Consider the following 13,642-nt stretch of genomic DNA (forward strand, 5'->3'; position numbering starts at 1 on the left):
GAATGGTGCATCCAGGAGGATTCGAACCTCCGACCGCTCGGTTCGTAGCCGAGTACTCTATCCAGCTGAGCTATGGATGCATCGAGTTAATTCTTGTACAACGCAGGGTGCTGACAACTCACCATGAAAGGAACTGCTCGTTCACTCTTACTTCAGTTTTCCGAATGGTGCATCCAGGAGGATTCGAACCTCCGACCGCTCGGTTCGTAGCCGAGTACTCTATCCAGCTGAGCTATGGATGCATCGGAAATGGCGGTGAGGCGGGGATTCGAACCCCGGATGCAGCTTTTGACCGCATACTCCCTTAGCAGGGGAGCGCCTTCAGCCTCTCGGCCACCTCACCTTACGCGTTCTTCCGAACCGTGCTTCTGAACTTGTTTCTGCTCATCGGCACTGCGTGGCGCACATATTACTTTCCCGCACTTATAAGTCAAACAATTTTTCCCGACTTTTTCTGGATATCGTTCTGTTTGCACAAATGACGCGCAATTAGGATGTTTTGCCGACAAAAAGAGTGATTAATCAACAGCGAAAGCACGTTGCAGTTAACAAAATGGGAAGAAAGAAAATGAGGTTCAGGGCGGAAAAAATGAAGATGGGAGGATAAAAGCGGTAGCGCCTCGCAGGATGCGAGGCGCTGAATCCGTTAGTAACTCGTTTGCTGAGTTTTTTCGGCCTGGATACGCTGATAGATTTCTTCGCGATGCACCGAAACTTCTTTAGGCGCATTGACGCCAATACGGACCTGGTTACCTTTAACACCCAGCACCGTTACAGTCACCTCATCGCCAATCATGAGGGTTTCACCAACTCGACGAGTTAGAATAAGCATTCTTTGCTCCTTGAAAGATTAAAAGAGTCGGGCCTGTTCGGTCTCCCGGCCATATCCATCATATAACGCTGAACAATGTCTATGACAAATACACCATTGTGCATCGCCACGCCAATACATTCTGCTGATAGTTAGTTTAGCCGAAATACACTACATCAACCGGACTTTGTCATTATCGGGTGCACACCGCGTTAAAAAGCGCCAGAACACGGGGGTTCTGGCGCTATTCACGATGCTGAATTTTAATTCGTTACAGTCGGTTACTCACCCACTCCGACACGCCAGCCAGTGCGCCAGCCAGTGCCTCAGGGTTTGTACCACCCGCCTGAGCCATATCAGGACGACCGCCACCTTTTCCGCCAACCTGAGCGGCCAGTTCGCCGACCAGCTCACCCGCTTTGACGCGGTCAGTCAGGTCTTTAGTCACCCCAGCAATCAGTGAAACCTTACCTTCAGCGACCGTTGCCAGCACAATGATGGCCGAGCCGAGCTGATTCTTCAGGTCATCCATCATGGTGCGAAGCATCTTCGGCTCAACGTTGTTAAGCTCGCTGACCAGCAGTTTGGTCCCCTTCACGTCCATCGCTTTACTGCTCAGCGAGGCACTCTCTTGCGCCGCTTGCTGATCGCGTAGCTGCTGCAGTTCTTTTTCCAGCGCGCGGACATGATCAACCAGGCCGCGCACTTTCTCATTCAGATTACTGCTGTTGGCTTTAACCACCTGAGCAATCTCAGATATCTGATCGCTCTGCGCATGCAGCTGAGCAATCGCGCCTTCACCCGTCAGCGCTTCAATACGACGCACACCTGCCGCCGTGCCGGATTCAGACTGAATGCGGAACAGGCCAATGTCGCCAGTGCGCGCTGCGTGCGTACCACCGCACAGCTCAACGGAATATTCACCCATGCTAACCACGCGCACACGCTGTTCATACTTCTCACCGAACAACGCCGTTGCGCCGCGCGCTTTCGCTTCATCCAGATCCATTACTTCAGTCTGGATGAGTAAATTGCGACGAATCTGGGTATTAACGATATCTTCAACGGTGCGAATCTGCTCTGGCTTCATCGCTTCGGTATGAGAGAAGTCGAAGCGCAGGTATTTATCGTTGTTGAGTGAGCCTTTCTGACCGACATGATCGCCCAATACTTCACGTAACGCTTCATGCATCAGATGCGTTGCGGAGTGGTTGAGAATAATACGAGCACGGCGCTCTTCATCCACTTGTGCATTGAGGCGGTCACCCACACGTAGCTCACCGCTGTTGAGCTTACCGATATGACCAAAGGCTTTGCCATACTTCTGTGTATCCTGGACACTGAATTCAGCATTCTGCCCAGTTAGCACACCGGTATCGCCCACCTGGCCACCTGACTCGCCATAGAATGGTGTTTGATCCAGAATCACTACCGCTTCCTGGCCAGCCGCGATCTGCTCAACCTGCTGACCGCCAACGAACAGCGCCAGCACGGTGCCTTCAGCCTGCAGTTGGTCATAGCCTTTGAAGTCAGTGGCGGCATCAAAGCGAATCACACTGTTGTAGTCCGCGCCAAAACCACTGGCCTCACGCGCACGCTGGCGCTGCTGTTCCATGGCTGTTTCGAAACCCGCTTCATCAATCTTCAGATTGCGCTCGCGGCAGACGTCAGCGGTCAAATCCGCCGGGAAACCAAAGGTGTCATACAGACGGAAGACCGTTTCGCCATCCAGCGTATCACCTTGCAGATTGGCCAACTCTTCATCCAGTAAAGCCAGGCCGCGTTCCAGCGTTTTAGCGAACTGCTCTTCTTCATTTTTCAGGGCATTTTCAACATGCTTCTGCTGACGTTTCAGGTCTTCACCGGCATCACCCATGACATCGATCAATGGCGCAACCAGTTTGTAGAAGAAGGCTTCTTTAGCTCCCAACATATTGCCATGACGCACTGCACGACGAATGATACGGCGCAGCACGTAGCCACGGTTTTCATTCGACGGGATGACGCCATCAGCGATCAGGAATGCACAGGAACGGATGTGGTCAGCGATGACGCGCAACGATTTATTGTTGAGGTCGGTCGCACCGGTTACCTGAGCAACAGCCTTGATCAGCTTGGCAAACAGATCGATTTCATAGTTGGAGTTAACGTGCTGCAGTACCGCAGCGATGCGCTCCAGGCCCATACCGGTATCAACAGAAGGCTTCGGCAGAGGTTCCATGGTGCCGTCGGCCTGACGGTTGAACTGCATGAAGACGATGTTCCAGATCTCAATATAGCGATCGCCATCTTCTTCCGGGCTGCCCGGTGGGCCCCCCCAGATATGGTCGCCGTGATCGTAGAAAATTTCGGTGCACGGACCACAAGGACCGGTATCACCCATCTGCCAGAAGTTATCAGACGCGTAGGCGCTGCCTTTGTTATCGCCGATGCGAATGATGCGCTCGCGCGGCACACCGACATCGTTAGCCCAGATTTCGAAGGCTTCATCATCGGTTTCATAAACGGTGACCCACAGACGTTCTTTCGGCAGCTTGAACCACTGCTCACCCGTCAGCAGTTCCCAGGCATAAGCAATCGCTTCTTTCTTGAAGTAGTCGCCAAAGCTGAAGTTACCCAGCATTTCAAAGAAGGTGTGGTGACGAGCGGTGTAACCAACGTTCTCAAGATCGTTGTGCTTACCACCGGCACGCACGCAACGCTGAGACGTGGTTGCGCGTGCATAATCGCGTTTATCCTGACCGAGGAAAACGTCTTTAAACTGCACCATTCCCGCATTGGTAAACAGCAACGTTGGGTCGTTGTTCGGTACGAGGGAGCTGCTGGCTACAACCTGATGTCCCTTGCTATGAAAAAAGTCGAGAAACGCTTGACGGATCTCAGCAGTGCTCTTGCTCATATAATTCCTGGAATCACGCTAACGAACGTTCCCTTTCGCGGGCAAACCACATCTGCAGGTTTACCGCTGATTGAGGAACAAAAAGTGGGAATAAGATAAATTTTCTTCAGTGGGAAGTAAAATCCCATCGCCTTTCAGTCGTCAATATTTCTGAAAACTGCCTGAATATCTTCCATCATAAAGCCTTTAGACATTAAAAAGCGCTGTACTTTGCTTTTCTCAGCCCAGGTTTGCGGCAGAGGATCACCAAACTTACGCTTAGCCAAATCGGCCGCACATTGACTCCAGTCCACTTCAGTATCCATCATCGCCTGATTGATCTCATCGCGGCTGATGCCCTTCTGTTGCAATTCCATACGCACGCGCTGTGAGCCGTAACCTTTCCGTGCGCGACTTTGGATAAAGCGTTCGGTGAAGCGCTGGTCGTTGAGCCAGCCACTCTCCTGGCACCAGTCGAGGACCTTTTCCAGCAGCTCATCCGGTATCGGCACATTTTCTTCTTGCTTCAGATAAGCCGCACGCTGAGAAGAGAGTTGCAGCTTACGCTTCAATTCGTCACGGCTGTGGTCACGCTGCGATAGCACACGCATGGCACGATCCAGCAAACGGGAAAATGTCGGCACCGAAGCCGTTGAAGGTGATGATGACATGAATTTGACCTTGTTCTGACTGTTGCGCAGGGTAAAGCAAGAAGACGATCAGGGGAAGTGTTGACGGGGAAAAGCAAACGGGAGCATCGCTGCTCCCGTGGTGGGTATCTTAGAAATCTTCGTTGGTTTCGCTAGCTTCTTCGTAGTCATCAGCAGAGATTTCTGCTGCACCCGCTCCAGCCGTTGCACCCGTCAGCAGCAGATCGCGTAACTTCTTATCGATCTCGTTAGCAATCGCTGGGTTCTCTTTCAGGAAGTTGGTCGAGTTCGCTTTACCTTGACCAATCTTTTCGCCGTTGTAGCTGTACCACGCACCGGCTTTCTCAACCAGTTTGTGTTTCACGCCGAGATCCACCAACTCGCCAAAGGTGTTGATGCCTTCACCGTACATAATCTGGAATTCAGCCTGCTTAAATGGCGCAGCGATTTTGTTCTTCACCACTTTTACGCGGGTTTCGCTACCGACCACTTCATCGCCCTCTTTAATCGCACCGATACGGCGGATATCAAGACGAACAGAAGCATAGAATTTCAGCGCGTTACCACCGGTGGTGGTTTCTGGGTTACCAAACATCACACCAATTTTCATACGAATCTGGTTGATAAAGATCAGCAGCGTGTTGGACTGCTTCAGGTTACCCGCTAACTTACGCATCGCCTGGCTCATCATACGTGCGGCCAGACCCATGTGCGAATCACCGATTTCACCTTCGATTTCCGCTTTCGGCGTCAGTGCCGCAACGGAGTCCACGATGATCACATCAACGGCACCGGAGCGAGCTAACGCATCACAAATCTCCAGCGCTTGTTCACCGGTGTCCGGCTGCGAACACAGCAGATTGTCGATATCAACGCCGAGTTTTTTGGCATACACCGGATCAAGCGCATGTTCAGCATCGATAAAGGCACAGGTTTTACCTTTACGCTGTGCAGCGGCAATCACCTGCAGCGTCAGCGTGGTTTTACCGGAAGATTCTGGTCCGTAGATCTCAACGATACGCCCCATCGGCAAGCCACCAGCACCCAACGCGATATCCAGTGACAGTGAACCGGTTGAGATGGTTTCTACGTCCATTGAGCGGTCTTCACCCAGGCGCATGATCGAGCCTTTGCCAAATTGTTTCTCAATCTGGCCCAGCGCGGCAGCTAAAGCTTTCTGTTTGTTCTCGTCAATCGCCATTTCCACTCCTAATCATGCTGGGTAAGCCGACATCATTGTGTGCCTGCTCGTTCTGTTGCCGGTAATTATACTGTATGACCATACAGTATCAAGTTTAATTTGTCAGAAATTCATCAAGCAGTGTTTGCAGCGCCCAGCTGACGGATTGCCGACGCACCGCGTCACGGTCTCCGGCAAAGATCTGCCGCTGCGCCAGAACACGATCGCCAGGTCCGGCAATGGCAAACCACACTGTACCCACTGGCTTTTCTGCCGAACCACCATCTGGCCCCGCAATCCCGCTCACAGCAATGCCAAACTCGGCGGCGGCGGCATTGCAGGCACCTTGAGCCATCTCACGCACAGTTTGCTCACTGACCGCGCCATACTGCGCCAGAGTCGCTGCCTGCACGCCCACCATCTGCTGTTTGGCTTCGTTGCTGTAGGTCACGAAACCCCGCTCAAACCAGGCAGAGCTGCCACTGATATCGGTAAACACTTTGGCGATCCAGCCACCGGTGCAAGATTCCGCCGCGGTCACCGTTGCCTTGCGTTTCTTCAGCTGTTCGCCAATACGCTGGCTGAGCTGCTGCAACTGTTGGTCGTTCATCGCCTTCTCCTGTTTTGGCGCTGCGCGTTAGCCATAAATGGTGCAACAGAGCGCCCTTTTCAACCTCTGTCGCACCAATTTGCGCAACCGCTTCCAGCAATTTTAACGCGTTCTCACTGCCACCATGAATAAACGCGGGAAAGCCAGCAAAACCTGACCATTGCTGCGTGGGGGATAAGCCGGCATTAATGCCTGATGATAGTCATGCAGAAAATCCGCTTGTTGCTGTTCGGTCAATCCAGCGAGGAAAGGACGCAAGCCCGTGGCACGGAGCCAGGTAATGATGGCCTGCGCATCGGCCATCGGGTGATAGTACGTGGTACGCCAGATATCCACCTGACAGCCTGCATCACTCAGCAAGTCATAATACTGTTCCGTGCTCAGCAGGCGTTTGCGATCCGCGGCCTGTGGCGAGATATGTGCCTGCCAGCGTTCACTAGACGCAACCTTACGCATCAAGCTGTGAGAGGCTTCTTCAAGATTGTCCGGCATCTGAATCGCCAGAGCGCCACCGATATCCAGCTGTTCAACCAAATGCGGCAGCAGCGTGTAGTGATTGGTTAACCACTGCAGCGAAGCATTCGCATAGATGACCTGCTGTGGCTGGCTCGCCTGCCAGGTACGAATATCCGCCTGCAGAAAAGTGCAGGCAGGTAACCGCTCTTGCGCTTGTTCCAGCATGGCTGCAGAGCTATCGATGCCTGTAATCACCGCGCCTGGCCACGCTTGCGCCAGCAGCTCAGTGCTGTTGCCGGGACCGCATCCGAGGTCAGTCGCGAAATGCACGTCGGTAAGAGGAATACGTTCTAACAGTTCACGCGCAGGGCGCGTGCGTTCCGATTCAAATTGACGATACAGCTGTGGATTCCAGTCTTGCATGGCAACGCTCCTGTCTGGCTGAAGAGCATCACACTACCTGTTTTCTCAATCGCTAAGCGAAGAGAAAAGTGCGATGTCTCACCTTTTTACCCTTTGTCACTGGTTAATGTCAGTTACGAGCTCTAAGTTAAAACAATGTTTCATTTTTAAAAAACGAGGATCGCGTTATGGCTTCACAACCTGAATTAACCGGCGTCTGGTGTCCTTCACTTACCCCTTTCGATCAAGATAATAAGCTCGACATTGATGCGCTGGGCCGCCACTTTGCGCGCCTGAACGCCTCGGGGATTGATACGCTGTTGCTGATGGGCAGTATCGGGGAGTTTGCTTCGCTGACCCAACAGGAACGGCTGATGCTGATTCGCGAAGCTCGTCAGCTTTCGCCACTGACCATGGTCGCGAATATTTCAAGTACCTGCGTTCCCGACATGTTGCAGCTCGCTGAAGCCGCCTGGCAAAACGGTTATGACGCCGTGATGGTTTTGCCGCCCTACTACTATGGGCAAACGCAGAAACAGCTGTTGAGCTACTTTAAAGCACTGGATAAACAGTTAGGCGGCAAGTGGTTTGCCTACAACTTTCCGGCGCGTACCGGTTGCGATTTAACGCCGGCATTGGTAGCAGAATTAGCCGCTGAACTGCCGCAGTTTATCGGCATTAAAGACACCATGGATTGTCTTTCACACAATCGGGCCCTGATTGAAGAAACCAAAAAGGTTCGCCCTGATTTCACCGTGCTTTCAGGGTATGACGAATATCTTCTGCCTAATTTGCTGGCCGGCGGTGCCGGGGTGATTTCCGGCTTAAACAACATAGTGCCGGAGTTGTTTGCCGAGGCGATGCACGCATGGCGAGCGGGAGAGTTAGCGCAGTTGGCACAAATTCAACAGCGTATTGGTAAGCTGATGGCGATTTACACCATCGGCGATGACTTTGTCACGACCATCAAAACCGCAGTGGCGCGCAAATATGATTCTATGAGCAGCCATTCACGTAATTATGGCGGTGAACTCACGGTTGAGCAGTGCGCAGAGCTGGATCGTTTGCTGATGTGATCACATTAAGGGACGGCCGGGCAGCCGTCCCGTTCTCAGTTCTTTTTAACAAACTCAGATTTGAGTTTCATCGGGCCAAAACCATCGATTTTGCAATCAATGTTGTGGTCGCCTTCAACCAGACGAATGCTTTTCACTTTGGTGCCAATCTTCAGGGTTGAAGAACTGCCTTTCACCTTGAGATCTTTGACTACGGTAACGCTGTCCCCATCAGCCAGCAGATTGCCATTGGCATCCCGCACCACCAAACCATCCGATGCTGCATCAGCACTCGGTGACCAGATATGGCCACAAGATGGGCAGTTCAGGTTCTCACCATCCTGCCAGGTATAATCAGCCTGGCACACAGGGCAAGCAGGTAATGTTGTCATGAGCATTCCTCAGAAGTCGAAAGGCGGTGAAGATGGCACCGCAAAAGGGGCGCCATCTTATACCCTCACTCTTTATAAGGACAGCATTAAAGCATGTTGCCCTGACGCGCTTTCGCCACTGCCTGACCCAACTGCCATACCGCCATGGCATAGTGTGTGCTGTGGTTATAACGCGTGATGACATAGAAGTTAGGCAGGCCATACCAATATTGATAACTGGTGCCAAGATCAAGGCGCAGCAGACTCGCCTGGTTATTACCATCCAGCGATCCTTGCGGCGTCAGGCCACTCGCCATCAGCGTATTCACCGGATAAAGCGTTTTAAACCCATTTTCCAGTGCAGGAGCCTGCCCGCTCGCCGGTACGGCAACATTCTGCCCTGCCCGCCAGCCGTGCTCTTTAAAGTAATTTGCTACGCTACCAATCGCATCCACAGGATCCCACAGGTTAATGTGGCCATCACCATTGAAGTCGACCGCATACTCTTTATAGGAAGACGGCATAAACTGGCCATACCCCATTGCACCCGCAAAGGAACCGCGCAGATCCAGCGGATCATCCTGTTCAGTGCGCGCCATCAGCAGGAAGGTTTCCAGTTCGCCGCTGAAGTAGGCCGCGCGACGAGGATAGCTAAAGGATAAGGTGGCCAACGCATCCAGCAGACGCGTTTTGCCCATCACCCGACCCCAGCGTGTTTCCACACCAATGATTCCGACAATGATCTCCGGCGGCACACCATAAACCTGCTGAGCGCGTTGCAGCGCGTCCTGATATTGATCCCAGAACGCCACACCATTTTGCACATTATCTGGCGTGATGAATTTATTACGGTAGCGGATCCAGGCGCCGTTTGGCCCCGTCGGAGGCGTGTAGCTTGGTGCTTGTTGATCCATCAGGCGCAGCACGTAATCAAGACGCTTCGCCTGGCCAATCACGGCATGCAGTTGATCACGGTTAAAACCGTGTTTTGCCACCATTTGATCAATAAACTGCTCAGCCGCTGGATTCCCTGCGAAATCACCAAACATCGGCTGAACGGCGTGTGAAGGTTCCAGTAAAAAACCACCTTTTGGTGCAGGCACAACGGCGGTTTGTTGCTGGGTTGCAGGCTTACTGCTGCAGGCAGCAAGCAAGGCGATAAGTGGAAGAAAAGCAACCTTAAAACGCATTAGATATCCATAAGCCAGATGAAACCGGAAGCCAACATGGTAATCGTTCATCAAAGCGGGATACAGAGCAATATCTTAAATTTACGCCGCTATACCCTGGTTTCAGTGGGTTGCAGCGAAAATTTGCGGAACAGCTCCACACTTTATCTTTATCGCCCAATTTTACTTTTTACTGCTTATCGCAATTTGTTAAGGTCGGCAGCCAGAATCCATTGCAGCCGGATGAGGCGCGCAGGGCAAAATGTTAATATCTGCGCCTTGGTTATCCGTCTGTGAGATAACGCACCACACTGGCCTGCTCATATCGGGCAGCCATGATTGAACGAGTGAATTTTGAGCGAAAACGAGATGAAAGGAGCAGCGCAAATGGACTTTACTGGCCACACGCCCATGATGCAGCAATACCTGCGCCTGAAGGCTGACCATCCCGAAATCCTGCTGTTTTATCGCATGGGCGATTTTTACGAGCTGTTCTACGACGACGCCAGGCGAGCCTCACAACTGCTGGAGATTTCACTCACGAAACGCGGCGCGTCAGCGGGTGAACCCATCCCGATGGCGGGCGTGCCCTATCATGCTGTTGAAGGTTATCTGGCAAAACTGGTCCAGCTCGGTGAATCCGTGGCGATCTGCGAACAGATTGGCGACCCGGCACTGAGCAAAGGACCGGTTGAGCGTAAAGTCGTGCGCATTGTGACACCAGGCACCATCAGTGATGAAGCGCTGCTGCAGGAGCGTCAGGACAACTTACTGGCGGCCATCTTCCAGAGCCAGCGCGGGTTTGGTTATGCCACCCTCGATATCAGCTCGGGGCGTTTTCGCCTGAGCGAACCTGTCGACCAGGAGACCATGGCGGCAGAACTCCAACGCACTAATCCTGCTGAACTGCTCTATCCCGAAGATTTCCAGGCCATGGCGCTGATCGATCAGCGTCGTGGTCTGCGCCGTCGTCCGCTATGGGAATATGAAATCGACACCGCACGCCAGCAGTTAAACCTGCAATTCGGCACGCGTGATCTTAGCGGCTTTGGTGTTGAACAGGCTCATCTGGCGCTACGCGCTGCGGGTTGTCTGCTTCAATATGTTAAGGATACCCAACGCACCTCCCTGCCACATATTCGCTCGTTAAGTATGGAGCGCCAGCAGGACAGCGTCATCATGGATGCAGCCACTCGCCGCAACCTGGAAATCACGCAAAACCTGGCCGGGGGCACCGAAAATACCCTGGCGGCAGTGTTGGATAAAACCGTTACCCCGATGGGCAGCCGTATGCTGAAGCGCTGGCTGCATATGCCGCTGCGCGATGTCACCACCATCAGTCGTCGCCAGGAATCGATTGCCGAACTGCAATCTCTGAGTGAAGCATTACAGCCAGTACTGCGCCAGGTGGGCGATTTGGAACGCATCCTGGCGCGTCTGGCACTGCGCACCGCGCGCCCGCGTGATTTAGCTCGCATGCGGCATGCCTTCCAGCAGTTGCCGGAATTAAACCATCAGCTGGAAGGTGTCGAGGCGACTCAACTGGTCAATCTGCGTTCGCAGATGGGTGAATTTACTGAACTACGCGAGCTGCTGGAACTAGCCGTCATTGAATCCCCTCCCGTGCTGGTGCGTGACGGGGGTGTGATTGCGCCCGGCTATAACGCTGAATTAGATGAATGGCGTGCGCTGGCCGACGGTGCCACTGATTATCTCGACCGCCTGGAAATTCGCGAACGAGAGAAGCTAGGGCTGGATACTTTAAAGGTGGGTTTTAACGCAATTCATGGTTACTACATTCAGGTCAGCCGCGGCCAAAGCCACCTGGTGCCGATTCACTATGTACGCCGTCAGACGCTGAAGAACGCCGAGCGCTACATCATTCCTGAATTGAAAGAGTATGAAGACAAAGTACTGACCTCAAAAGGCAAAGCGCTGGCGCTGGAAAAAGGCCTGTACGAAGCGTTACTCGATCAGTTGCTGCCACATCTTGAAGCACTGCAGATCAGTGCCGCGGCGCTGGCTGAACTGGATGTGTTGGCTAACCTGGCAGAACGTGCCTGGACGCTGAATTACTGCCGCCCGGTACTGCAGGAAAAAGCCGGTATCCGCATCACCGCGGGTCGCCACCCTGTCGTGGAGCAGGTTCTGAAAGAACCGTTTATTGCTAACCCGCTATCGCTGTCAAATCAGCGCCGCATGTTGATCATCACCGGTCCGAATATGGGCGGTAAAAGTACCTACATGCGTCAGACTGCGTTGATTGCGCTAATGGCGTGGATCGGCAGCTATGTGCCAGCCGAAGAAACCGTGATTGGTCCTATCGATCGCATTTTCACTCGTGTCGGTGCGGCTGATGACCTGGCTTCAGGGCGCTCAACCTTTATGGTTGAAATGACCGAAACGGCCAATATCTTGCACAACGCCACGGAGAACAGCCTGGTGTTGATGGATGAAATCGGTCGCGGCACATCGACCTACGATGGGCTGTCGCTGGCATGGGCTTGTGCGGAGAGCCTGGCAAACCGCATCAAAGCGATGACACTGTTTGCCACCCACTACTTCGAACTTACGACCCTGCCGGAAAAAATGGAAGGCGTAGTGAATGTGCATCTTGATGCCATGGAGCATGGCGATACCATTGCATTTATGCACAGCGTACAAGATGGTGCAGCCAGCAAAAGCTATGGTTTAGCAGTTGCTGCATTAGCGGGTGTGCCGAAGGACGTGATCAAACGTGCGCGCAACAAGCTGAAAGAGTTGGAAGCGCTCTCCGGCAGTTCTGCGGCATCCACTGTAGAAGGATCGCAAATGCAGCTGCTGGTGGCAGAAACATCGCCAGCCGTAGACGCACTGGAAGCGTTGGACCCTGATAGTCTCACGCCAAAACAGGCGCTGGAGTGGATTTACCGCCTTAAAACATTGGTCTAGTTCAATTTTAATGAGCGGCGGGTAATGACGTCGCTCATTAGCGTAACGGCCTGATAACGCACATAAAAAAACGGTGACCCAAGGGTCACCGTTTTTTATTGCCGATTACGGCTTATTCGCGAAACAGTGCTTCAATGTTGAGGCCCTGAGTCTGCAGGATTTCACGCAGACGGCGCAGACCTTCAACCTGAATCTGACGGACGCGCTCACGGGTCAACCCGATCTCACGGCCCACATCTTCCAGCGTTGCCGCTTCATAGCCTAACAGGCCGAAACGACGCGCCAGCACTTCACGCTGCTTGGCATTCAATTCAAACAACCACTTAACGATGCTTTGTTTCATATCATCGTCCTGCGTGGTGTCTTCCGGGCCGTTGTCTTTTTCATCGGCCAGGATATCCAGCAGCGCTTTTTCGGAATCTCCACCCAGCGGTGTGTCAACCGAGGTAATACGCTCGTTGAGACGCAGCATACGGCTTACATCATCAACCGGCTTGTCTAACTGCTCGGCAATCTCTTCAGCACTCGGCTCATGGTCAAGCTTATGCGAAAGTTCACGCGCGGTACGCAGATAAACATTCAACTCTTTAACGATGTGGATCGGCAGACGAATAGTACGGGTTTGATTCATGATCGCCCGTTCAATAGTCTGACGAATCCACCAGGTGGCATAGGTTGAGAAACGGAACCCACGTTCTGGGTCAAACTTCTCCACGGCACGAATCAGGCCGAGATTACCCTCTTCAATCAGATCCAGCAGTGCCAGACCACGATTGCTATAACGACGGGCAATTTTCACCACCAGGCGTAAATTACTTTCAATCATGCGGCGGCGAGAAGGAATGTCACCACGTAGTGCACGACGAGCGAAGAACACTTCTTCTTCCGCTGTCAGTAGTGGAGAGTAACCGATCTCACCAAGGTAAAGCTGCGTCGCATCCAAAACGCGTTGCGTCGCACCCTGTGACAACAGCTCTTCTTCAGCTACTTCGTTATCACCAGGTTCGTTCTCAACGAGAGCCTTCTCATCAAAAACCTCAGCTCCGTTCTCCTCGAATTCCGCATCTTCATGTAACTCGTTAACTTTCAGCGTATTCTGGTTCATAAGCGGCTCCTACCCGTGATCCAA

At 52.8% G+C, this 13,642-nt stretch carries 11 protein-coding genes and 3 tRNA genes; 2 read left to right on the forward strand and 12 right to left on the reverse strand.

From position 1 onward, the window contains the following. Nucleotides 1–3: 3 nt before the first annotated feature. The 9 genes from CRO33_RS09280 to tam all read right to left on the reverse strand — a co-directional run bounded on the left by CRO33_RS09280 (nt 4) and on the right by tam (nt 7,008). Nucleotides 4–80 (reverse strand) — tRNA-Arg (locus CRO33_RS09280). Between the two features lie 85 nt (nt 81–165). Then, a tRNA-Arg gene (locus tag CRO33_RS09285) sits at nt 166–242 on the reverse strand. An 8-nt stretch (nt 243–250) separates the two neighbouring features. Then, nucleotides 251–343, reverse strand: a tRNA-Ser gene (locus CRO33_RS09290). A gap of 303 nt (nt 344–646) precedes the next feature. Continuing rightward, a complete protein-coding gene (csrA, locus tag CRO33_RS09295; RefSeq protein ID WP_004155916.1) occupies nt 647–832 on the reverse strand; it encodes a carbon storage regulator CsrA in 186 nt (61 codons plus the stop codon). A 250-nt stretch (nt 833–1,082) separates the two neighbouring features. Beyond that, the gene (alaS, locus tag CRO33_RS09300; protein WP_097117951.1) at nt 1,083–3,710 is read right to left on the reverse strand and encodes an alanine--tRNA ligase; all 2,628 of its coding nucleotides are present in this window, start codon (nt 3,708–3,710) and stop codon (nt 1,083–1,085) included. Nucleotides 3,711–3,844: 134 nt separating this feature from the next. Further along, the gene (locus CRO33_RS09305) at nt 3,845–4,360 is read right to left on the reverse strand and encodes a regulatory protein RecX (RefSeq protein WP_176505750.1); all 516 of its coding nucleotides are present in this window, start codon (nt 4,358–4,360) and stop codon (nt 3,845–3,847) included. 109 nt (nt 4,361–4,469) lie between these two features. Beyond that, entirely contained in the window at nt 4,470–5,540 is a 1,071-nt protein-coding gene (gene recA, locus CRO33_RS09310) for a recombinase RecA (RefSeq protein WP_034822205.1), read from the reverse strand. A 94-nt stretch (nt 5,541–5,634) separates the two neighbouring features. Continuing rightward, on the reverse strand, nt 5,635–6,129 hold the full coding sequence (pncC, locus tag CRO33_RS09315) for a nicotinamide-nucleotide amidase (protein WP_097117952.1): 495 nt from the start codon (nt 6,127–6,129) through the stop codon (nt 5,635–5,637). A gap of 102 nt (nt 6,130–6,231) precedes the next feature. Then, entirely contained in the window at nt 6,232–7,008 is a 777-nt protein-coding gene (gene tam / locus CRO33_RS09320; RefSeq protein WP_097117953.1) for a trans-aconitate 2-methyltransferase, read from the reverse strand. Between the two features lie 167 nt (nt 7,009–7,175). On the opposite strand from tam, the gene CRO33_RS09325 reads away from it, so the two are divergent. Beyond that, on the forward strand, nt 7,176–8,063 hold the full coding sequence (locus tag CRO33_RS09325; RefSeq protein ID WP_097117954.1) for a dihydrodipicolinate synthase family protein: 888 nt from the start codon (nt 7,176–7,178) through the stop codon (nt 8,061–8,063). Between the two features lie 35 nt (nt 8,064–8,098). Here the strand turns inward: CRO33_RS09325 and CRO33_RS09330 are convergent, their stop codons facing one another. Both CRO33_RS09330 and mltB read right to left on the reverse strand, forming a co-directional pair. Beyond that, the gene (locus CRO33_RS09330; protein WP_034822198.1) at nt 8,099–8,434 is read right to left on the reverse strand and encodes a zinc ribbon domain-containing protein YjdM; all 336 of its coding nucleotides are present in this window, start codon (nt 8,432–8,434) and stop codon (nt 8,099–8,101) included. Nucleotides 8,435–8,520: 86 nt separating this feature from the next. Beyond that, complete coding sequence (mltB, locus tag CRO33_RS09335; RefSeq protein WP_034822196.1) at nt 8,521–9,603, reverse strand: lytic murein transglycosylase B; 1,083 nt, start codon at nt 9,601–9,603, stop codon at nt 8,521–8,523. Between the two features lie 348 nt (nt 9,604–9,951). On the opposite strand from mltB, the gene mutS reads away from it, so the two are divergent. Further along, nucleotides 9,952–12,513 (forward strand): DNA mismatch repair protein MutS, encoded by a 2,562-nt coding sequence (gene mutS, locus CRO33_RS09340; protein ID WP_409566145.1) that lies wholly within the window; start codon nt 9,952–9,954, stop codon nt 12,511–12,513. Nucleotides 12,514–12,625: 112 nt separating this feature from the next. On the opposite strand, the gene rpoS is transcribed toward mutS, so the two are convergent. Continuing rightward, a complete protein-coding gene (rpoS, locus tag CRO33_RS09345) occupies nt 12,626–13,618 on the reverse strand; it encodes an RNA polymerase sigma factor RpoS (RefSeq protein WP_034822992.1) in 993 nt (330 codons plus the stop codon). Nucleotides 13,619–13,642: the final 24 nt, after the last annotated feature.

Source organism: Pantoea sp. GL120224-02 (assembly GCF_900215395.1).
Classification (GTDB): Bacteria; Pseudomonadota; Gammaproteobacteria; order Enterobacterales; family Enterobacteriaceae; genus Pantoea; species Pantoea communis.